Source organism: Pseudomonas sp. URIL14HWK12:I12, assembly GCF_003097135.1.
In the GTDB taxonomy this organism is placed as follows: domain Bacteria; phylum Pseudomonadota; class Gammaproteobacteria; order Pseudomonadales; family Pseudomonadaceae; genus Aquipseudomonas.
Map to the genome: position 1 here is coordinate 557,811 of NZ_QEQL01000003.1, position 20,143 is coordinate 577,953.

Annotated in this window: 24 protein-coding genes; 8 read left to right on the top strand and 16 right to left on the bottom strand. The window is 61.3% G+C overall.

Annotation, left to right across the window (positions count from 1 at the left end; translation table 11 throughout):
* Nucleotides 1–57 precede the first annotated feature (57 nt).
* On the top strand, nucleotides 58–1,533 hold the full coding sequence (trpE, locus tag F474_RS12630) for an anthranilate synthase component I (RefSeq protein WP_097084743.1): 1,476 nt from the start codon (nucleotides 58–60) through the stop codon (nucleotides 1,531–1,533).
* Here the strand turns inward: trpE and F474_RS12635 are convergent, their stop codons facing one another.
* The 8 genes from F474_RS12635 to F474_RS12670 all read right to left on the bottom strand — a co-directional run bounded on the left by F474_RS12635 (nucleotide 1,534) and on the right by F474_RS12670 (nucleotide 7,004).
* On the bottom strand, nucleotides 1,534–2,142 hold the full coding sequence (locus F474_RS12635) for a response regulator transcription factor (RefSeq protein ID WP_097084744.1): 609 nt from the start codon (nucleotides 2,140–2,142) through the stop codon (nucleotides 1,534–1,536).
* Nucleotides 2,139–3,170, bottom strand: a complete 1,032-nt coding sequence (locus tag F474_RS12640; RefSeq protein ID WP_097084745.1) for a sensor histidine kinase — start codon at nucleotides 3,168–3,170, stop codon at nucleotides 2,139–2,141. The genes F474_RS12635 and F474_RS12640 overlap by 4 nt, the downstream gene beginning before the upstream one ends.
* Nucleotides 3,160–3,888 carry an MgtC/SapB family protein gene (locus F474_RS12645; RefSeq protein ID WP_097084746.1) on the bottom strand — a complete coding sequence of 243 codons (729 nt, stop codon included), beginning with the start codon at nucleotides 3,886–3,888 and terminating at the stop codon, nucleotides 3,160–3,162. Before F474_RS12645 ends, F474_RS12640 begins: the two co-directional genes overlap by 11 nt.
* 18 nt (nucleotides 3,889–3,906) lie before the next feature.
* Entirely contained in the window at nucleotides 3,907–4,635 is a 729-nt protein-coding gene (locus F474_RS12650) for a CorA family divalent cation transporter (protein ID WP_165830309.1), read from the bottom strand.
* A 98-nt stretch (nucleotides 4,636–4,733) separates the two neighbouring features.
* Nucleotides 4,734–5,642, bottom strand: a complete 909-nt coding sequence (locus F474_RS12655) for a CorA family divalent cation transporter (protein ID WP_097084748.1) — start codon at nucleotides 5,640–5,642, stop codon at nucleotides 4,734–4,736.
* Nucleotides 5,639–5,914 carry a hypothetical protein gene (locus F474_RS12660; RefSeq protein ID WP_097084749.1) on the bottom strand — a complete coding sequence of 92 codons (276 nt, stop codon included), beginning with the start codon at nucleotides 5,912–5,914 and terminating at the stop codon, nucleotides 5,639–5,641. Before F474_RS12660 ends, F474_RS12655 begins: the two co-directional genes overlap by 4 nt.
* Nucleotides 5,915–5,932: 18 nt before the next feature.
* Nucleotides 5,933–6,760 carry a CorA family divalent cation transporter gene (locus F474_RS12665; protein ID WP_097084750.1) on the bottom strand — a complete coding sequence of 276 codons (828 nt, stop codon included), beginning with the start codon at nucleotides 6,758–6,760 and terminating at the stop codon, nucleotides 5,933–5,935.
* Nucleotides 6,744–7,004 (bottom strand): hypothetical protein, encoded by a 261-nt coding sequence (locus F474_RS12670; protein ID WP_097084751.1) that lies wholly within the window; start codon nucleotides 7,002–7,004, stop codon nucleotides 6,744–6,746. The genes F474_RS12665 and F474_RS12670 overlap by 17 nt, the downstream gene beginning before the upstream one ends.
* Before the next feature lie 893 nt (nucleotides 7,005–7,897).
* On the opposite strand from F474_RS12670, the gene F474_RS12680 reads away from it, so the two are divergent.
* Genes F474_RS12680 through F474_RS12695 form a run of 4 tightly spaced genes read left to right on the top strand, consistent with a single transcriptional unit; the run spans nucleotide 7,898 to nucleotide 11,054 of the window.
* Nucleotides 7,898–8,497, top strand: coding sequence for an aminodeoxychorismate/anthranilate synthase component II (locus F474_RS12680; protein WP_097084752.1), 600 nt, complete (start codon nucleotides 7,898–7,900; stop codon nucleotides 8,495–8,497).
* A gap of 9 nt (nucleotides 8,498–8,506) precedes the next feature.
* Nucleotides 8,507–9,556, top strand: coding sequence for an anthranilate phosphoribosyltransferase (trpD, locus tag F474_RS12685; RefSeq protein ID WP_097084753.1), 1,050 nt, complete (start codon nucleotides 8,507–8,509; stop codon nucleotides 9,554–9,556).
* Nucleotides 9,553–10,356: an indole-3-glycerol phosphate synthase TrpC gene (trpC, locus tag F474_RS12690; RefSeq protein ID WP_097084754.1), complete on the top strand. Its 804-nt coding sequence runs from the start codon at nucleotides 9,553–9,555 to the stop codon at nucleotides 10,354–10,356. Before trpD ends, trpC begins: the two co-directional genes overlap by 4 nt.
* Nucleotides 10,357–10,361: 5 nt before the next feature.
* Nucleotides 10,362–11,054 carry a biotin/lipoate A/B protein ligase family protein gene (locus F474_RS12695; protein WP_371916133.1) on the top strand — a complete coding sequence of 231 codons (693 nt, stop codon included), beginning with the start codon at nucleotides 10,362–10,364 and terminating at the stop codon, nucleotides 11,052–11,054.
* Here the strand turns inward: F474_RS12695 and crp are convergent.
* Nucleotides 11,051–11,689, bottom strand: coding sequence for a cAMP-activated global transcriptional regulator CRP (gene crp, locus F474_RS12700; protein WP_097084755.1), 639 nt, complete (start codon nucleotides 11,687–11,689; stop codon nucleotides 11,051–11,053). The two genes, F474_RS12695 and crp, sit on opposite strands and share 4 nt — an antisense overlap.
* A gap of 175 nt (nucleotides 11,690–11,864) precedes the next feature.
* Here crp and F474_RS12705 point away from each other — a divergent pair, with 175 nt between their 5' ends.
* Complete coding sequence (locus tag F474_RS12705; RefSeq protein WP_097084756.1) at nucleotides 11,865–12,287, top strand: OsmC family protein; 423 nt, start codon at nucleotides 11,865–11,867, stop codon at nucleotides 12,285–12,287.
* Between the two features lie 32 nt (nucleotides 12,288–12,319).
* On the opposite strand, the gene coq7 is transcribed toward F474_RS12705, so the two are convergent.
* The 5 genes from coq7 to hemJ all read right to left on the bottom strand — a co-directional run bounded on the left by coq7 (nucleotide 12,320) and on the right by hemJ (nucleotide 15,317).
* Entirely contained in the window at nucleotides 12,320–12,967 is a 648-nt protein-coding gene (gene coq7, locus F474_RS12710) for a 2-polyprenyl-3-methyl-6-methoxy-1,4-benzoquinone monooxygenase (RefSeq protein WP_097084757.1), read from the bottom strand.
* Between the two features lie 36 nt (nucleotides 12,968–13,003).
* Nucleotides 13,004–13,342, bottom strand: coding sequence for a histidine triad nucleotide-binding protein (locus F474_RS12715; RefSeq protein ID WP_097084758.1), 339 nt, complete (start codon nucleotides 13,340–13,342; stop codon nucleotides 13,004–13,006).
* 70 nt (nucleotides 13,343–13,412) lie between these two features.
* Nucleotides 13,413–14,174, bottom strand: coding sequence for an SDR family oxidoreductase (locus F474_RS12720; RefSeq protein WP_097084759.1), 762 nt, complete (start codon nucleotides 14,172–14,174; stop codon nucleotides 13,413–13,415).
* A gap of 88 nt (nucleotides 14,175–14,262) precedes the next feature.
* Nucleotides 14,263–14,817 carry a DUF805 domain-containing protein gene (locus F474_RS12725; protein ID WP_097084760.1) on the bottom strand — a complete coding sequence of 185 codons (555 nt, stop codon included), beginning with the start codon at nucleotides 14,815–14,817 and terminating at the stop codon, nucleotides 14,263–14,265.
* Between the two features lie 77 nt (nucleotides 14,818–14,894).
* The gene (gene hemJ / locus F474_RS12730) at nucleotides 14,895–15,317 is read right to left on the bottom strand and encodes a protoporphyrinogen oxidase HemJ (protein WP_176510722.1); all 423 of its coding nucleotides are present in this window, start codon (nucleotides 15,315–15,317) and stop codon (nucleotides 14,895–14,897) included.
* A gap of 161 nt (nucleotides 15,318–15,478) precedes the next feature.
* Between hemJ and erpA the strand changes: the two genes are divergently transcribed.
* Nucleotides 15,479–15,829: an iron-sulfur cluster insertion protein ErpA gene (erpA, locus tag F474_RS12735; RefSeq protein WP_097084762.1), complete on the top strand. Its 351-nt coding sequence runs from the start codon at nucleotides 15,479–15,481 to the stop codon at nucleotides 15,827–15,829.
* A gap of 7 nt (nucleotides 15,830–15,836) precedes the next feature.
* On the opposite strand, the gene F474_RS12740 is transcribed toward erpA, so the two are convergent.
* On the bottom strand, nucleotides 15,837–16,928 hold the full coding sequence (locus tag F474_RS12740) for an anhydro-N-acetylmuramic acid kinase (protein ID WP_097084763.1): 1,092 nt from the start codon (nucleotides 16,926–16,928) through the stop codon (nucleotides 15,837–15,839).
* A gap of 1 nt (nucleotide 16,929) precedes the next feature.
* Nucleotides 16,930–18,330 (bottom strand): peptidoglycan DD-metalloendopeptidase family protein, encoded by a 1,401-nt coding sequence (locus F474_RS12745; RefSeq protein ID WP_097084764.1) that lies wholly within the window; start codon nucleotides 18,328–18,330, stop codon nucleotides 16,930–16,932.
* A gap of 221 nt (nucleotides 18,331–18,551) precedes the next feature.
* Here F474_RS12745 and tyrS point away from each other — a divergent pair, with 221 nt between their 5' ends.
* Complete coding sequence (tyrS, locus tag F474_RS12750) at nucleotides 18,552–19,751, top strand: tyrosine--tRNA ligase (protein ID WP_097084765.1); 1,200 nt, start codon at nucleotides 18,552–18,554, stop codon at nucleotides 19,749–19,751.
* Nucleotides 19,752–20,143 lie beyond the last annotated feature (392 nt).

The window sequence follows — 20,143 nt, forward strand, 5'->3', positions numbered from 1 at the left end:
GCCGGCCCTGCCGGTGCGTTTGCCTGATTGTCCCTTTTATCCGCCACGAGGCAGATCATGACCCGCGAAGAATTCCTGCGCCTGGCCGAGGCCGGCTATAACCGGATCCCCTTGGCCTTCGAAACCCTGGCCGACTTCGACACCCCGCTGTCCATCTACCTGAAGCTCGCCGATGTGCCCAATACCTATTTGCTCGAGTCCGTTCAGGGCGGTGAGAAATGGGGCCGCTATTCGATCATAGGCTTGGCCTGCCGCACTGTGCTTCGAGTGCATGGTTACCGTGTGAGCGTGACCCGTGATGGCGTTGAGGTCGAAAGCGCCGAGGTCGAAGACCCCTTGGCGTTCGTCGAGCAGTTCAAGGCCCGTTACAGCGTACCGACCCTGCCAGGCCTACCGCGCTTCAATGGCGGCCTGGTGGGTTATTTCGGCTACGACAGCGTGCGCTATGTCGAGAAACGCCTTGGCGCCTCGCCCAACCCTGACCCGATCGGCGTGCCGGACATCCTGCTGATGGTTTCCGATGCCGTCGTGGTGTTCGACAACTTGGCCGGCAAGGTCCATGCGATCGTGTTGGCCGACCCAGGCCAGCCCGATGCGTTCAACGCCGGCCAGCAACGCCTGCAGGCTCTGCTCGAGCAGATGCGCCAGCCGCTGGCGCCCCGCCTGGGCCTCGACATGTCGAAGCCTCAAGGCGCCGAGCCTGCGTTTCGTTCAAGTTTCACCCAGGCGGATTACGAACATGCGGTGGGGCGCATCAAGGACTACATCCTGGCCGGCGACTGCATGCAGGTGGTGCCCTCGCAGCGGATGTCCATCGACTTCGCAGCCGCGCCGATCGACCTCTACCGCGCACTGCGCAGTATCAACCCCACCCCATACATGTATTTCTTCAACTTCGGTGACTTCCATGTCGTTGGCAGCTCACCGGAAGTGCTGGTGCGTGTCGAAGAGGGCGAGGTTACGGTTCGCCCTATTGCCGGCACCCGCCCACGCGGCGCCACCGAAGAAGACGACCTGGCGCTGGAACGCGACCTGCTCAGCGATGAAAAGGAAATCGCCGAACACCTGATGCTGATCGACCTGGGCCGCAACGACACCGGCCGCGTGTCGGAAGTCGGCAGCGTGCGCCTGACCGAGAAGATGGTCATCGAGCGCTATTCGAACGTGATGCACATCGTTTCGAACGTGACCGGCAAGCTCAAGGCTGGCCTTACGGCCATGGATGCCCTGCGCGCGATTCTTCCGGCCGGCACGCTGTCGGGGGCTCCGAAGATCCGGGCGATGGAAATCATCGACGAGTTGGAGCCGGTCAAGCGAGGTGTATACGGTGGCGCGGTGGGGTACTTCGCCTGGAACGGTAACATGGACACCGCCATCGCCATCCGCACGGCCGTGATCAAGAACGGCGAGCTGCACGTGCAGGCTGGGGGTGGCATCGTTGCCGACTCAGTCCCGGTGCTTGAGTGGGAGGAGACCCTGAACAAGCGCCGCGCGATGTTCCGAGCGGTGGCGCTGGCCGAGCAAGGTCGCTGATCAGCGCGGCAGCTTTTCAAGCTGCCTGACCAGCTCCGGCAATGATGCCGCGCCCATCTTGCGCATGGCTTGGGCGCGACGAACCTTGATCGTGATCTCGCTCAGGTGCAGGTGTGCGGCAATCTGTTTGTTCAGTTGCCCTTGCACGACCATTCGCGCCACTTGCTGTTCTCCTGCTGTCAGCGTGGCCCAGCGGGCGGCCAAGGCCTCTTCCGCCTCCCGGAGCGCTCGTTGCTGCTGGTCGAGAGCCAACCCTTGATGCACGGCGTCGATCAGTTCCTGATCACGAAAGGGCTTGGTCAGAAATTCCAGCGCGCCATTTTTCATGGCCTGGACGCCCATGGCGATGTCACCGTGCCCGGTGATGAAGATCACCGGCATACACCGCTCCGAGGCCTTCAGTTGCTGATGAAATGCCAGGCCGTTCTGGCCCGGCATGCGCACATCCAGAATCAGGCAGGCCGGGCCTGGGTGCGGCGGATGGGCGAGGAATGCCTCGGTGCCGGCGTGGGCCTGGCTCGCCAAACCCACCGAGGCGAGCAGGTCCTGGAGCGCGTCTCGAATGGCGGGGTCATCGTCGACTATATGAACAAGGCATGCTGAGTTCATGTGCAAGCCTGCGTCTGAGCCGGGAGGGTGAAGGTGAATACAGCGCCAACGGAAGCGCCGGGTTGGCCATCGATTTGCCCGCCGTTGGCCTCGATCAGGGTGCGGCACAAGCTCAGGCCGATGCCCAGACCACCGGGCCGGTTGCTCCAGAAGGCATCGAAGAGCCGAGCTTGCACCTGTTTCGGGAAGCCGTGGCCGGTGTCTGTGATACTCAAGTTCAGCAATTGCCCCTCTTGCCAGGTGCGTACGCCTAGCAGGCGCACCGGTTGCTGGGCCATGGCCTGGGCGGCGTTGAGCAGCAGGTTGCTGATCACCTGTTGAACCTGTATGGGATCTGCCACCGCAGCAGGCAGGTCGCTTGCCAGGGCCTGGCTCACGTCAATGCCTTGATCGCGTAGCGTGGGCATGGCCAGCTCCAGCATCTGATGTACGGCCTGGTTCAAGTCGAATGCTACCTGCGGCCCGGCTATGCCTTGGGCCAGGTTGCGCACCCTTGCGAGGATGTCTCCGGCACGCTGCGCTTCACCGGCCACCCTTGCCAGTGCCTGCCTGGCACGCTCAGTGTCTGGGGGCTGCCGGTCAAGCCAGCGTAGGCTGGCGTGGGCGCTGGTGACCACTGCCGCCAAGGGTTGGTTGATTTCGTGGGCCAGGGTTGCTGCCAGGCTGTGCAGCGGGCGCAGCCTGGCAGCACGGGCCATTTGCCGCTGCGCGGCTTGGCTGGCGCGCTCGGCGGCCAGCCGTTTGAGAATCAGCCACGCGGTGGAGGCGATGGCGGTAACGCTCAGCGCGGTGTTGATCAGGCCGGCGCGGTAGTCGCCTTGAGCCGTGAGCATAAAGCTGGTGACAGTCAGCACCATGGCTGCACCGGCCAGCCACGGCAAGGCCTTGCGGTGCGCGGCCCTGGCAGCCCAGAGTAGCGGGGCGGTGTGAAAGACCGAAACGGCCACCTCGTAGGGGGTCACGGTGTCGACCCAGAAAATCACCAGCATGACGCCCAGCGCCGCCGCCCAGGTTGCCTCAGGCCTCATCGGCAGCGCTCCAGAACGCTTGGCGCACACCGTCGAGGACTTGAAGGCGGCGGCTGAGGGTGTCGAGCTCCTCTGATTGCACTGCTGTGGCGTAGAGCGTGAACGCCAGTTCCACATCGTGCTGGCCGAAGGGTTCGTCATCGATTTGCCGGGCGGGGTAACTGGCCTGCTCAAGGTGGGCGCTGACCTGCTCGCGCACTGCGCCGTGGTGTTGGCGTGCGCAGATCACGTAGAAGGTGTAGGTTGCCTCGCGCCGGTCGGCACGCAGGGGCATGCGGTTGATCCAGTTTGCCCAGGGCCGCAACAGGGTGTTGCTCGCCAGCACAAAAACGGTGGCGATTGCCGCTTCGGCGATCAGCCCGGCGCCAGCGCTGGCGCCAACGGCGCCTGAGCCCCAGAGTGTGGCGGCGGTGTTGAGGCCGGAGATGTTGGCGCCTTCCTTGATGATGGTGCCGGCACCCAGAAAGCCGATACCCGAGACCACGTACGCCACCACGTGCACCGGGGTTTGCCCGCCGCCGTAGATATCGAACAGCCGAGCACCCAACAACACGAAGGTTGCGGCGCCAACAGCCACCAATGTGTTGGTTCGCAACCCCGCTGTGCGCTGGCGCAGCTGCCGTTCAAAGCCGATCAGCGCGCCCAGTACGAAAGCACAGCCCAAGTGCAGCGCCGCAACGGCCAAAGCGTGCAGCCCGGTTGCATGAAACAGTGGCATCCGGTGTTCTCCTTCTCATCAGCGCAGGGCGCCTGCCTGCTTGATCATCCATATGGGTACAGCGGTCAGCGCCAGCACCGCCAGCAACTGGCTCCACAGCGAGCCCTCCCATGAAAGCTCGGGCATGACTTCGAAATTCTGGCCATACCAGTTGATCAGGGCTGTGCCGGGTATGAACGCGGCCCAGAGCACCGTAAACACTTTGGTGATGCCCAGATCGCTGGTGGCGGTGGCTTCGGCTTGGGTGCGGCCTGCGTTCCACAGCCTCTGGCGCAACGCGCGCGCGCGCTTTGCCTGTACATGCAGGCATTTGAGCAATGCTTCGCCTTGCGGGGCCGGCCGTGGCGGCTGGCTGAGTTGGCGAACACAGCGCTCTATGTCGGATACCGAGTCCATCACGAAGCCCAGCAACAGGTCTATGCGTTGTTCGTAACTACCCATTTCTTCGGTGAGTTGCTGCTGGGGTGGCCGGGTATCGGGCATGGCCCGCAGGCCAGCGACCTGGTTGCTGGCTGCCAGCTCAGCCGCGATCCTGTCGAGCACTTGTGCGATGTGGGCGGTGAGCTGATCCAGCAACATTCGCGCTGTATGCGTAGGGCAAGCGGGCATGCTGTGCGGTGGCTGCCAAGGCGCAGCACCGGCGTTTTCCAGCGTCACCAATTGCCCTTTGTCGAAGCTCCAGAGCACGTCGGTTAGCTGAGCTTGATGCTCCACCCAGCGCAGGCAGCGCAAGCGCCCTGTGGTCACTGTGCCTTGCCTGAGCCGCTCATGCGTGCGGGCCAGTGCTTGAAATTGTGCCGTTGAGCAGGCTCGCAAGCGCACCCACGGTTTTGGTGTTGGCGTGGTCATCGCAGCCACCCCTTGCGCTTGATGTATACCAGTGGCAGCAGGGCAAACAGTGCTGTCAGCGCCATGACCATCCACTCTCCCCAAGGCAGTTCAAGTTCCGGCATGTAGGCAAAGTTCTGCCCATAGAAGGAAGCCACCAGCGTAGGTGGGGTGAACACCGCCGTGACCACGGTGAAGATCCTGATGATCTGGTTCTGCTTGATGTCCAGTGTGGTCATCAGCGACTGCTGCCTGTGGCGCACTCTGCCGTGCTGGAAAAGCGCATGGCGGCGTGCACTGCCGATGTCGGCCAGCAGTGCCCGTGCCGGCGCCCCGCGGGTGTCGTCGTCAAGCCGGCGGCGCAGCCAGCGACAGGCCCTGGCGAGCATCAGTTGCGCCTGGATGACGTTGGCCATCAGCTCCTCTGCCTCGCCCAGCGCCACCGCGGTGGTGGCGATGTCGGCAACACCGGAGTGTATGCTGGGCGCTTCGCAACCTTGGGAGCCCGGATGGCTGGCGCCCAACGCGGTGGAGAGCATGGCCAGCAATGAGTGAGCTTGCTGATTGAGCGCCACCAGCACATTGAACAAATGGCGTGCCGGCGGGAGAGCGGGCCCTTGCTGAAGGGTGTCGAGAACCGCCAGACGGGCACAGGCCAGCGCCTGCGGCGCCTGCTCGATGCTGATGAGGATGTCATGCCTCAAGGCAAACAGGATGTGGGCTTGACGGTACTGGCCCTCGTCCAGATAGACCCAGTTCAGTGGCAGCAGCAGGAAACCCTGGCTGTAATGCAGGCCGTGCTGTTGGGCGGCGACCGTCAAACCGAAATGCTGAGCCAGATAAGCCTGGCTTGCCGGGTCGTGTGCGTCCATCCCTAGCCAGCCAGCTTGGAGCAGGGCGGCGCGTTGTTCGTCGAGACGGCTCATGGGGCCACCTGCTCGGCGGTCGCTTCGGGCTTATCAGGCAAAACATGGCTGCCATACAGGTGCAGTGCGGCAAAGCTGCCCAGGATCAGGGTGTAGAGTACGATCACCGCGATCATGATCTCGCGCTCGATTCGGGCAGTGCCCGGGCGATTGCGTTGAACCTGGTCGATGGCGTTCTGGCGGCGGATGCTGGCAGCGCCGGTATCTGGTTGCAGGGTAAGGTCTGCACGCCAGATCAGGCCGGCGTCGTTCGGGGTATTCGATGAATGCATCTGGATCTCCTTGGGCGGTCAGCGCAGCCACCCGCGCTGTTTGACGTAGATCAGTGGCAGCAGGGCAAGCAGTGCGGTAAGCCCGATCACCATGGGCTCGCCGTACTGCCACTTGAGGATCGGCATGTTGGCCAGGTTCATGCTGTAGTACGTCGAGATCAGCAGAGCGGGCAGAAATACGGCCGTGATCACCGAGAACACCTTCACGATCTGGTTCTGCTTGACGCTCAGGGCCATCTGATTGGTCGACTGTAAAAAACGGATACGCAGGTGCATGAATTCGGCGTGTTGCTCGACCGCTTCGATGTCTTCGATCAACACCAGCATTCGTTCGGCCAGTGGGCCCTGGGCACAGGGCTGCGCACCCTGAGCCTGGTGCGCAGCCAGGGAGAGGCGTAACTGGTTGTCGATGCAGCAGGCCAGTGCGGCTTCGAGTTGATCGAGCAGGGCCTGGGCATCGATGACATCGCTGACGCCGAAGTCGCGCCCGCGGGTCTCGAGGTTGCCCAGCACCGCACTGGTTTGCGCCATCACCTCATCCAGGTGCGTGTCGAGCGCGGCCAGCCATCGCTCTGCGGCGTCGTTGACCGTTTGCAGGCAAGTCAGGAAGCACCCGAGGGCGCAGGCCCCGGGTTGGGCCTCGGCCAGGCAGGCTTGGTCCAGGGCCACGGCAGCAGTGGCTGATTCGAATGTGGACAGCTGCGTAGGGGTTAGCTCAAAGCCCAGCGGGGCACAGTGCCAATGGGGGCCTGTCGGGCCTGGAAATTCCAGCCAGAACACGTGCTCGGCCAAAGGCCCCTGTGCCAGAGCTACCCGCTGCCACGCCTGATTATGGAGTGTGGTCATCGCGCGCCTCCTGTGCCTGAGTGGTTGCAGGGCGAAAGAACGTGCTGTGGGAGCTGGAAGTGGACGAGGTGTGGGTGTCGAGCTCACGGTTGAAGAAAAACAGGGCGGCGACGGCTGCGATCAGCAGCCCCCAGGTATAGCCGAGCATGGCGAAGGCCAAGCGCTCGTATCGTGACCAGCTGCGGGAGCGTGCTGCGAAAGAGGCACGGCAGCCCCGCCCTGGAATGGGTGGCAAGTTATGCATGAGCAGTGTCCTGCTGAAGGTTTAGGGCTAGCGGTTCAGGCGTGGCCAGCTGCCGATGCGGCGCGACGTGGCCAGCGAAGTAGCGGTGCACGAGGCGGTTGTGCAGGTGGCCCGGCGAGCAACCCGCAAGCTTGCCTCCCCAGCTGCGTGCGCAGATGTCGGGGCAGATGACGGGCCAGGAGCTGACGGTGCTCGGCACCCATCATTGAAAGCGCATCGCTGGCTTGGCGAAGAGAAACTGCGGCCAGTGTCTGAGCGACAGCTAAATGCCCATGTGAGGCGAGCATGGCGTGCAGGGCAGTGGGCTGGTGTGCTGCGATGGCTGCGCGAAGGGCGCGCTCCAGAGCGATAGGGCGGGGGGCTTTGAGCCGCATGTGAGCCTCCTGTGGCCTGCGGCTGAAGTGCTGCTAGCGTCCGCGTGGCGAGCACCTGCCGAGGTTAGGCCAGGTTGGGTGAATCCTCAGGTTTGGGGGGCAATGCAAGAATGAGTGCGCGGGTTCTGGGTCCATGGCATGGCCTCCGTATAGGTGAGTGGAATTGACCAGAGCCAGTCTGGCAGTTTCGCAACGAGACGCACATTGTTCGTCAGCATGCTTTTGCTATACCAAGGTATCGCCGGCCGCCGCAGCCTGGCTGCGTATTGCACCGGCCGCGCCCGTAGGCTACTGTGCCTGCACACTGAAAGAGAGTTCCCCCGTGTTGATCGTCAGCAAGCTTCTGATGCGCGTGATCAAAGCCGTCGCCCGTTGGCGCTGGCGCGCCTGACCCCCTCCTGGCCGGCTATCGCTGGCACTGTTCATATTTCTCGTTTCCCTGCACCGGCGGGGCGCGCCCGGTGACATCGGCCGCGAACGAGCCTAGCCGTGTGTAATATGTTTCCAGAGGTAAGCGCCATGCTGCTGATGATCGACAACTACGACTCCTTTACTTACAACGTCGTGCAATACCTGGGCGAGCTGGGCGCAGACGTCAAGGTAGTACGCAACGACGAAGTGACCCTTGCGGACATCGAGGCCATGGCGCCCGAGCGTATCGTGGTCTCCCCTGGCCCTTGCACTCCGACCGAAGCAGGTATCTCGATCGAGAGCATCCTGCATTTCGCCGGCAAGCTTCCTATTCTCGGCATCTGCCTGGGGCACCAGGCCATCGGCCAGGCCTACGGCGGTGATGTGGTGCGTGCTCGGCAGGTGATGCATGGCAAGACCAGCCCGGTATTCCATCACGATGTGGGCGTGTTCCATGGCCTGAACAACCCGGTCACGGTGACGCGCTACCACTCGTTGGTGGTCAAGCACGACACGCTCCCCGACTGCCTGGAGGTAACCGCCTGGACCCAACACCCCGATGGCAGCTTCGACGAGATCATGGGCCTGCGCCACAAGTCACTGAACGTCGAAGGGGTGCAGTTCCACCCCGAATCGATCCTGACCGACCAAGGCCACGCGCTGCTGGCCAATTTTCTTCAGCAAACCGGCGGCCAGCGTCAGGGTTAAGGAGCTCTCATGGATATCAAGGCAGCACTGGCGCGGGTGGTCGACCACCTGGACCTGAGTACCGATGAGATGCGCGATGTGATGCGCCTGATCATGACCGGGCAATGCACCGACGCACAGATCGGCGCGTTCCTCATGGGCCTGCGCATGAAGAGCGAAAGCATCGACGAAATCGTCGGCGCTGTCTCGGCCATGCGTGAGCTGGCCGGGAAGGTCGAGCTGGCGACGCTCGATCGGGTGGTCGACATTGTCGGGACTGGTGGCGACGGTGCGAACATCTTCAACGTGTCCACCGCCGCTTCGCTGGTGGTCGCTGCGGCGGGTTGCACGGTCGCCAAGCACGGTAATCGCGCGGTTTCTGGCAAAAGCGGCAGCGCCGACCTGCTGGAGGCCGCCGGCGTTTATCTGAACCTGACGCCGGTGCAGGTCGCCCGCTGTATCGACAGCGTCGGCATAGGGTTCATGTTCGCCCAGTCTCACCATGGCGCCATGAAGCACGCTGCCGGCCCGCGTCGTGACCTGGGGTTGCGCACTCTGTTCAACATGATCGGCCCCCTGACCAACCCTGCCGGGGTGGTGCATCAAGTGGTTGGGGTGTTCAGCCAGGCGCTGTGCCGGCCCGTAGCTGAGGTGCTGGCACGGCTGGGCAGCAAGCATGTACTGGTAGTGCATTCCAAAGACGGGCTGGATGAGTTCAGCTTGGCCGCACCGACCTTCGTCGCCGAGCTGCGCCATGGCGAGATCACCGAATACTGGGTGCAGCCCGAGACGCTGGGTATCCAGAGCCAGAGCCTCTACGGCCTGGAGGTTGAAAGCCCGCAGGCATCGCTGCAGTTGATTCGCGACGCCATCACCCGGCGCAAGACGGCACAGGGCCAGAAGGCCGCTGAAATGATCGTGCTTAACGCTGGCGCTGCGCTGTATGCCGCCGACCATGCTTCCAGCCTCAAGGAAGGGGTTGCGTTGGCCCACGATGCACTGCACACCGGCCTCGCTCGCGAAAAACTCGAAGAGCTGGGTGCATTCACCGCCGTTTATCAGTTGGAGAACCAAGTATGAGCGTGCCGACCGTATTGGAGAAAATCCTCGCCCGCAAGGCCGAGGAAGTGGCCGAGCGCAAGGCGCGGGTGAGCCTGGCAGAGGTCGAGAAGCTGGCAGCAGCGGCCGACCCGGTGCGCGGTTTCGCTCAGGCCCTGCAAGGCCGGGCTGCCAAGAAGCAAGCTGCCGTGATCGCCGAGGTCAAGAAGGCCTCGCCTAGCAAGGGCGTCATCCGTGAACACTTCGTGCCGGCCGAGATTGCCGCGAGCTATGAACGGGGCGGCGCGGCGTGCCTGTCGGTGCTCACCGACATCGATTTCTTCCTGGGTGCCGATGCCTATCTGCGCGAAGCGCGCGCAGCGTGCTCACTGCCGGTCATCCGCAAGGATTTCATGATTGACCCTTACCAGGTGGTCGAGGCTCGAGCGCTGGGTGCCGATTGCATCTTGCTCATCGTTTCCGCGCTGAGCGACTCGCTCATGACCGAGCTGGCTGACGTCGCCAAGGCGCAGCAATTGGATGTGCTGGTGGAGGTTCACGACGGCAACGAGCTGGAGCGAGCGCTCACGTTGCTGGATACACCGCTGGTAGGCGTGAACAACCGCAACCTGCACACCTTCGAAGTAGGGCTCGAAACTACCCTCGACCTGTTGCCGCGTATCCCCAGTGACCGCATGGTCATTACCGAAAGCGGTATTCTGAACCGGGCGGATGTGGAGTTGATGGAAATCAACGGGGTGTATGGTTTCTTGGTAGGTGAAGCCTTCATGCGGGCTGAAGAGCCTGGCGTCGAGCTGCAACGGCTGTTCTTCCCGAGCTAGCGGCGGTGGCGAGCATATTGCGTGTACCCACCGAAGCAGGCCTGGCCGCAGAGCAGCGCTTGCTCGTCGAGGTGTGTGCTGGCAATCAAACAGGCGGCGTGCTGTTCTGGCAAGCCACCGACCAGGCGCTGGTGATGCCACGCAGGCTTGGCCGCGAAGCCGGCTTCCAGGCAGGTTGCGAAGCGGCTGCAGCGCTAGGGTGGCCGGTACTGTTGCGTGAAACCGGCGGTGAGCCGGTACCGCAGTCGGCGGCGACCATCAATGTGGCGTTGGTGTATGCCGCGCCATCCCAGGACAACGACCGTAACCGTATCGAAACCGCCTACCTGCGCCTTTGCGAACCTCTTTGTGAGGTATTGCGCGAGCAGGGCGGGCAGGCGTCTGTGGGAGAGGTGCAAGGTGCATTCTGCGATGGGCGCTACAACGTCAACCTGGATGGGCGCAAGTGGGTCGGCACCGCCCAGCGATGGCGCCAAGCCAATGGGCGGGCGGTGGTGCTGGCCCATGGGGCGATGCTGATGACCAATGATCGCCAAGCCATGGTTGCGGCGGTCAATTCGTTCAACCATGCCTGTGGGCTGCCACAGCGGTGCGACCCCAATGCGCATATCGCGTTACACGAACGTTTCCCGGGCGTCGACGTGGTGCCGGCCCTTTGCGCAGCATACACCCGCTTGCTGAACCAGATCGGCGCCTAGCGGGTGCCGTACACTACCATCGTCTTGCCCTTGACCTCGATGAGCTTGCGCTCTTCCATGTCCTTGAGCACCCGCCCGACCATCTCCCGGGAGCATCCTACGATCCGGCCTATCTCCTGCCGGGTGATCTTGATCTGCATGCCCGCAGGGTGGGTCATGGCATCTGGCTGCTTGCACAGCTCGAACAGGCAGCGAGCCACGCGCCCGGTTACGTCAAAAAAAGCCAGGTCGCCGACTTTGCGCGTGGTATTGCGCAGGCGTTGAGCCATCTGGCTGGTCAGCGCATATAGGATGTCTGGGGTCTGTTGGGCGATATCGCGGAAACGGTCGTAGCTGACCTCTGCGATTTCGCACTCAGTCTTGGCGCGTACCCACGCGCTGCGCTCCTGTTGGGTGGCCGGGGGATCAAAAAGCCCGAGCTCGCCAAAAAAGTCGCCTGGGTTCAGATAGGCAACGATCATCTCGCGCCCCTCTTCGTCTTCAATCAGGATGCTGACCGAACCCCGAATGATGTACGACAGTGTCTGCGAACGATCACCTGCGCAGATCAGATTGCTTTTAGGCGCGTAGCGGCGCCGCTGGCAATGATTCAGAAATTTGTCGAGGTTTTTGATCTTGGGAACAGGCACTGCCATGGTCGGATTCCGGCAATCAGGCTGGCGGGCGATAGGGTTCGAATTCTTTGACGCCATCAAATTGGCACTACTGTATCAGAACTTGTCGGATATGCGATACGGGTGCCAATGCCCTTCGAGCCGAATGGGCATCCTGCCTATGCTAAGCTGGCGATCTTTTCCGACGGAGAGCGAGATGAAGGCGCGTATTCAATGGGCCGGCGAGGCCATGTTCATCGGCGAGTCCGGCAGCGGCCACGCAGTAGTGATGGATGGCCCGCCTGAGGCCGGCGGTAGAAACCTGGGCGTGCGGCCCATGGAGATGGTGCTGATCGGGCTGGGTGGTTGCAGCAACTTCGATGTGGTCAGCATTCTGAAGAAATCTCGGCAGCCGGTCGAAAGCTGCGAAGCTTTCCTTGAGGCTGAGCGCGCCAGCGAAGACCCAAAGGTGTTTACCAGAGTGCACCTGCACTTTGTGGTCAAGGGCCGTGGGTTGAAGGAAGCACAAGTCAAGCGCGCAGTAGAGCTATCGGCTGAGAAGTACTGCTCGGCATCGATCATGCTTGGGCGCGGAGGTGTCGAGATCACCCACGATTACGAGATCATCGAACTGGGATGAAAAAAACCGGCCTCAGGGCCGGTTTTTTTGGGTCAGATGCGGTAGGTACTGCTGGTCATGACCTTGGCCAGAAGGCTCATGCCGAATTTCACTGGTGCTGGAAAGCGTAGGCCGCCGGCATCCAGGGCATTGTCGGCATGTTGCTGCTCATCGACGCGCATCTGTTCAAGGATCGCTCGTGACTTGCGGTCGTCCTCGGGCAGTTTGACCAGATGCTCGTCCAGGTGCTTGCACACCTGCTGCTCGGTGGCCGCGACGAAACCCAGGCTCATTTTGTCACTGATCAGCCCGGCAACCGCGCCGATTCCAAACGACATCCCGTAAAACAGCGGGTTGAGGACGCTAGGGCGGCTACCCAATTGGCGGATCCGCTGCTCGCACCACGCCAAGTGGTCAACCTCTTCTCCGGCGGCATGCTCCATGGCCTTGCGTACGCCCGGCAGCCGAGCCGTAAGTGCCTGGCCTTGATACAGCGCCTGGGCACACACCTCACCCGTATGATTGATACGCATCAGCCCGGCGGCGTGGCGGCTCTGGTCTTCGTCCAGAGAGGTGTCGGGCTCGGGCGCAGCCGGTGTGGGGCGCGACGGCTGCCCGCTGAACGGCAGCAGAGTACGCGCAACGGTATCGGCCTGAAGCAGCAGTTTGTCGAGGGGGGAGTACTGGCGTTCGGCAGCCACTTTGACCTCCAGTGGGTAATGGAAAAGCCTGTTCAATCAGCCGGGTGGCCAACGCATCGAGCGCTGGCCAAGCACATGCAGGTGAATGTGGTAGACGGTTTGGCCGCCCAGTTCACCGGTGTTCATGACCACACGAAACCCTTGGTCGCACCCCAGCTCTTTGGCAAGGCGCTGTGCGGTGAAGAAGATGTGGCCAAGCAGCGGCGCATCGGCTTCGGTGACGTCGGAGAGCATCTTGATCTCTTTTTTCGGCACCACCAGAAAATGAACAGGTGCCTGCGGGGCGATGTCGTGGAACGCGATGACCTGATCATCTTCGAAGATGATCTTGGCCGGGATCTCGCGGTCGATGATCCGGGTGAATAGCGTAGCCACATCGGTTCTCCGTGAGGGGATGGTGCTCGTCAGTGTAACGGCCTTGAGCAGCGGCGCCCAGTGCTTTACGTCAAAGGCCCAGGTGCGCGCGGTTGGCTCGGGCGGCAAGCTTGCGCGCCAGCCAACGGGGCAGTGTGCGGCAAAGACGAAGCCTGAAACGGTTGCGCCAGCCGGGGATTATCAACGTGTGCCGCCTGTTGAGTGCGATTACTGCTAGCCGCGCGATCTCTTCGACACTCAGTGCCTTCCCGGATCGCTTGTTGAAGAGGTAAGGGCGTATCGGGCCTGGACACAAGGCCTGCACCCGAATACCCGTTTGCCGCAGCTCTTCGCGCAGGCCTTCGGTGAAATGCAGAACATATGCCTTGCTCGCGCTGTAACTGCTGCGCCAGGGCCCAGGGCTGAAGCTCTCCAGGCCCGCTACATTGAGGATCTGCCCACCGCCCTGTACGGCCATGGCATTGCCTACGGCATGGCACAGCCTGGTCAGGGCAAGAATGTTCAACTCGATAAGGTCTTGCTCGCGGCCCCAGTCTAGCGCGAGGAAATGCCCTTGCGAGCGCAGGGTTGCGCAGTTGACCAGCAGGTCGATACGCGTTTGGTGCTCTTCAAGTTCCAGTAAAAAACCCGACAGCCGAAGCGGCTCGGTCAGGTCACAGGCGCGAAACAGAACCTCGACGCCAAAGCGTTCGGTGAGCTCCAGGGCGATGGGCTCCAGCTCCTCACGGTAGCGAGCCATCAGGATCATCGAGCGCCCCTGCCGAGCCAGGGCTTCGGCCAGGGCCTGCCCAAGGCTGCTGGAAGCGCCGGTAATCAGGGTGTAGGGGGGCATTGCGGGTCTCCTTGCGGGCCCTGCCTAGACAAGGCCCTGTTGCCGGCGAGTTTAGCATTGGCCGGCCACGCGGGGAGCGCTGCGCTGGTCAGCGATGGTTGAGCCCTTCATTGAGGCTCGCCATCATTGCGCCGAAATAGGTCATGTACAGCAGCGTGGAGAGCACATACAGCACCACTGCCACGGTTGCGATGACCTTGACCGCCTGGCTGTTTGGCGGCGGCGGTGCACCGAAGCGGTTAGCATCTTTGTTGCCCGGCATGAAGAGCATCACCAAGCCGAACACCACGTTCACCAAGGGAACGATCATCAGCAGAAGCATCCAGGCCGACCAGCCCAGATCATGGACGCGCTGCCCGGCGATGATGACTGCAATGACCGTAAAGGCGATATAGCCGACCACGCTGATCGGCAGGCCAATCCATGGGGTGACCAGGATGTTCAGAAGCGTGCCCACGATGATCAGGGCAAGCAGTGCAGCAGTGGCCACGAACCCCCAGGCCAGATAACGAAGCCGGCCGATACGGCCGTCCATGTTTTTCCAGGTCAGTGGGCCATATTGGCCAGTGCCCTGGGAAAGGTTCGCTGCCGGTGGGGCGAAAGGCGAATTTGAAATCGGGGAGGCGTTTTCGGGCGAGCTCATGGGACGTTTCCCTGTCGTTGTGAGAGGCCGTGGATATTACAGGGCGGTTCAGTTTAGATCAAAACCGCCCCCCATCCCTAGAAAGGTTTCACAACAACTAGTATCACGATGACAATCAGGGCGAGCACCGGTACTTCGTTGAACCATCGATAGAAGGTGTGACTGCGGGTGTTTTCGTCTCGCGCAAATCGCTTGACCCAAGCACCGCATACATGATGATAGCCCACCAATAGCACCACCAAAGCCAGCTTGGCGTGCATCCAACCTTGTTGCAGCCAGCCTGGGGTGAGGTACAGCATCCAGATCCCCAGCGCGAGCGTCAGCAGCATTGAAGGGGTCATGATGCCCCGGTAGAGCTTGCGCTCCATGACCTTGAAGCGCTCCCTGCTCGCAGTGTCCTCGCTCATTGCGTGATAGACGAACAGCCGAGGCAGATAGAAAAGGCCGGCGAACCAGCAAACGACAACGACGATGTGCAGCGCTTTGAGCCAGAGATACAGCATGATTGAGCTTCTTGTTCAGGGTCACGGAAGCTTCGATGTTAGTGGTGCTTCCCGCTGGGCGCCAGCGCTGAGGGGTGGCGCATTGTTGACCAATTTACTCGGGAAAGCGGATAATGCCCGCATTTCGCAACAAGTCGGCTTGCGCCGGGAGAATCAGAATGAGTGTCGAGTCCTTTACCCCCGTAGCGTTGCAGTTCACTCAGGGCGCTGCCGTCAAGGTGAAGACGCTGGTCGAGGAGGAGGGTAACGACCGCCTTAAGCTGCGCGTCTTCGTGACCGGTGGTGGGTGCTCAGGCTTCCAATACGGCTTCACTTTCGATGAAGACGTGGCCGAAGACGACACCATCGTAGAGCGGGAGGGTGTGAGCCTGGTGGTCGACCCCATGAGCTTTCAATACCTTTCAGGGGCCGAGGTGGATTACCAGGAAGGCTTGGAAGGCTCCCGCTTTGTGATCAACAACCCCAATGCCAGTACGACTTGCGGCTGCGGGCAGTCGTTTTCCATCTAAGCCTGCTTCACGCCGGGTAGTGGGCGCCCAGGATTCGCGAGCCTGTGGCGCCGGTCACCGAGGGGCGGTTGCCATTGAGGCGCTCCAGGCAGCAATGGGCAAGCCAGCCGAAGGCCATTGCTTCCATCCAGTCAGGGTCAACGCCCCAAGCCTTTGTGCTTTCTACCTTGGTACCGTGCAGTAATTCTCCCAGCCGGTTCATCAGTGCCCGATTGTGGGCGCCCCCGCCGCATACCAACAGATGCGCGAGACTGACCCCCGCCCTTTGAATAGCCTCGGCCACACTTCGAGCGGTGAGTTCAAGGAGGGTGGCTTGCACGTCTTCTGCAGCGATATCGAGGCCATCGAGTAGGCTATCCAGCCAGGCCATGTTGAACAGCTCCCTGCCGGTGCTCTTCGGGCCAGTAGCCTGGAAAAACTCAGTTGCCAGTAACCGCTGGAGCAGGCCCTGGTTCACCAAGCCACTGCTGGCCCAGGCCCCGCTCTCGTCGAATGCTCTTGCCAGATGGCGCGAGATCCAGCCATCCATCAGCACATTCCCCGGGCCGCAGTCAAAGCCGGAAACGGGCTGGCCCTCGACCAGCAGGGTAAGGTTGGTGAAACCGCCTATGTTCAACACGCCCACAGCGTCGCCCACGTCCCGAAACAGCCAGTCATGGAAGGCCGGCGTCAAGGGGGCACCCTGGCCGCCCGCTGCCACGTCGCGACGGCGGAAGTCGGCGATCACGTCGATACCCGACAGTTCGGCGAGCAGAGCAGGGTTGCCGATCTGTACCGTGAACCCCTGCGAGGGCTCGTGGCGGATCGTCTGCCCGTGGCTGCCAATGGCGCGAATGTGCGACGCACCTAATCGCTCCTTGCTCAGCAGGGTGTTGACCCCCTCTGCCGCCAGGCGCGCCCAGGCATTCTCGGCTTTGGCAGCGCGTGCCACCTCATCCGGCCCGGGGCTGCACAGCGCGAGCAACTGCTGGCCCAGTTCTGGGGGCATAGGGATGTAATGGCTGGCCAGCAGTTGCAGGCTCGCGTCTTGTTGGTCGACCAGGGCGATATCCAGCCCGTCTAGGCTGGTGCCGGACATGATGCCTATATAGAGCGCCATGTTACCGCTTGCTCGAGGCGACGAGGGTAGAGCGCTCTTGGTCCATGCGCGCCATGAGCGTCTGGCTCTGCTGCATGAAGCGGCCTTTCTCACCCTTGGCGATCGGATCTGCCATCGGCAGTTTTTGGCCAAGCGGGTCGACGTGTACGCCGTTTACCTGGAATTCGTAATGAACATGGGGGCCAGTGGCCAGGCCTGTGGTGCCGATGTAGCCAATGACCTGGCCTTGCTTGACCGCCGACCCGCTGCGGATGCCCTTGGCGAAGCCCTGCATGTGCCCGTAGAGCGTGCGGTAGGTATTGCCATGCTGGATGATTACAGTGTTGCCGTACCCGCCCTTGCGCCCGGCCAGAATGACTTTGCCGTCGCCTGTTGCCTTGATGGGTGTGCCTCGCGCGGCAGCGTAATCCACGCCCTGGTGGGCGCGGATCTTGTTAAGGATTGGGTGAGCACGTGCGCCGGAAAACCGCGAACTGATTCGGGCGAAGTCGACAGGCGAGCGCACGAAGGCCTTGCGCATGCTGTTGCCATCGGCGGTGTAGTAACTCGAATTACCTTGCTTGTTGGTGTAGCGCACCGCGGTATAGGTTTTGCCGCGGCTGATGAAACGCGCCGAAAGGATGCTTCCGGTGCCAATCACCTTGCCGTCAAGCACGCGTTGCTCATAAATGACGTCAAACTGGTCATCCTGGCGGATATCCTGAGTGAAATCCAGGTCGTAACCGAAGATGTTGGCCAGGTCCAACACTTGGGTATGCGATAAGCCTGACTTCTGTGCCGAAAGCGACAGCGAGCTGTTTATTACTCCATGTGCGTAGGCACTGCGAATGACCGGTTTTTCAACGACCTTTTCGAAGGCAAAGGTATCACCCTTGCGGTTCAGGCGAATGCTTTCGAGACGGCTCAACTGCGAGTGCAGGCTTTGTAATTGGCCATCGGGTGAGAGTTCGAACTGCAGGACCTGGCCGCGCTGCAATCGTGTGAATTGCTTGGCCTGGGGATTGCTGTCCAGTGCGGCCTGCACATCGCTGGCGGAAAGGCCGACTTTCTGAAATAGGGTCGACAGCGTATCACCTTTGGCTACAACCACTTGGCGATGGGTTTGTGGGTCGGGCTGCACAGCCTCGGGCTCGGCCTGGGCTGCGGGCGCGGCGTCTGGGTTATCGATTTCAGCGAAAGGCGAAGGTTCTGCCTGCTCGGAGGCTTCTGTTGCCTCCAGTGGTTGCTCCTTGAGCGAATCGGAAGGGGAAGGCATATCGAGGCTGAGCGAGGTTCGCTTGGCTTCGACCTCACTAGAAGGAAATACCAGCAAGGCAAGGCTGAGCAGTGCGGCGATGCCGCTGGCTGCAACGATATGGCTCTTGGGGTAAAGCGGCGGCGTTTTGGACGGGGCTTCGGTCATGGTTTTCTAGGCTTTGAATGTGAAGAAGATGAAGAGGTGAAGGTGAACGTGATGATGAAGATGATGAAATAACTGTATAAAATATAACCAAAAGCCTACCGAGGCAACCCTCGCAGACGTTCAGAGTGTTGCAGGAAGTCACATTTGCCTTGGACTTGGCCCTATGCAGCTGATCTTGTATGTTTGCCCCCTTTGAAACTGAATCTTGCGGGCTTCCTTATATGTACTCGGTAGAAGAGCAGCTGGCGCTGATCAAGCGCGGTGCGGATGAACTGTTGGTCGAGGCCGAGCTGGTCGAGAAGCTCAAGCTCGGGCGCCCATTGCGTATCAAGGCAGGTTTCGATCCGACCGCGCCGGACCTGCACCTTGGGCATACGGTGCTGATCAACAAGCTGCGCCAGTTTCAAGAGCTGGGGCATCATGTGATTTTCCTGATCGGGGACTTCACGGGGATGATCGGAGACCCTAGCGGCAAGAGCGCCACTCGGCCGCCGCTGACTCGGGAGCAGGTATTGGCCAATGCCGAGACTTACAAGGCTCAGGTGTTCAAGATCCTCGACCCTCAGCGCACCGAGGTTGCCTTCAACTCTTCCTGGATGGACAAGATGGGGCCGGCCGATTTCATTCGCCTGACCTCGCAGTACACCGTGGCGCGGATGCTCGAGCGCGACGATTTCCAGAAGCGCTATGCCGGCAACCAGCCAATCGCCATTCACGAATTCCTCTATCCGCTGGTACAGGGCTACGACTCCGTCGCTCTCGAAGCGGACGTTGAGCTGGGTGGTACCGATCAGAAATTCAACCTGCTGATGGGGCGTGAGCTTCAGCGGGCCTATGGGCAGCCCGCTCAGAACATCCTCACCATGCCGTTGCTCGAGGGGCTGGACGGTGTGAAGAAGATGTCCAAGTCGCTGAACAATTACGTCGGCATCCAGGAAGCGCCGGGTGCCATGTTCACCAAGATTGTGTCCATGCCTGACAGCCTGATGTGGCGCTACTACGAGCTGTTGAGCTTCCGCTCCATGGAGCAGATCGAGCAATTGAAGGCTGATGTGGCAGCCGGTGCCAACCCGCGCGATATCAAGATTCTGCTAGCCGAAGAGCTGATCGAACGCTTCCATGGCCGCGAGGCGGCTGAATCTGCGCATCGTGCCGCCGGCAATCGTATGAAGGATGGTGAGTTGCCGGAAGACCTTCCGGAAGTCGTCGTCAGCGCCTCGGAAGCATTGCCCATCAGTGCTGTGCTTAATAAGGCGGGCCTGGTCAAGAATGCCGCCGCTGCCCGCGACCTCCTGGCGGCTGGCAGCGTGAAGGTCGATGGGGCAGTGGTAGATCGTGACTTCGTGTTTGCGGTGGGCTCGGTGCACGTTTGCCAGGCTGGCAAAAAGGCTTTTGCACGGATTTCCATCGAAGCTGAATGATTTTTCGAATAAACGCTTGACGGGCCGTTTCAACCCCTTATAATGCGCCCCACTTCCAGCGACAACGGAACGCGAAACTCCTTGAGATTCAACGAGTTAGCGATTTTGAAGATGCTGGAAGTGCTTCGGTCTCCGGATTGAACGCGGTGAAAAAGGTGGTTGACAGCAGGTTGTAACGCTGTAGAATTCGCCTCCCGCTTCAAGAGGCAGCGAAGCGAGTCAAGTGGTTGATGTTTCAAGAGTTTAACGAAAACTTCTGAAAATAAACGCTTGACAGGAAATGAGGACAGCGTAGAATGCGCGCCTCGGTTGAAACGAAAGAATCAACCAACCGCTCTTTAACAACTGAATCAAGCAATTCGTGTGGGTGCTTGTGAGTTGGTCTGATGGTC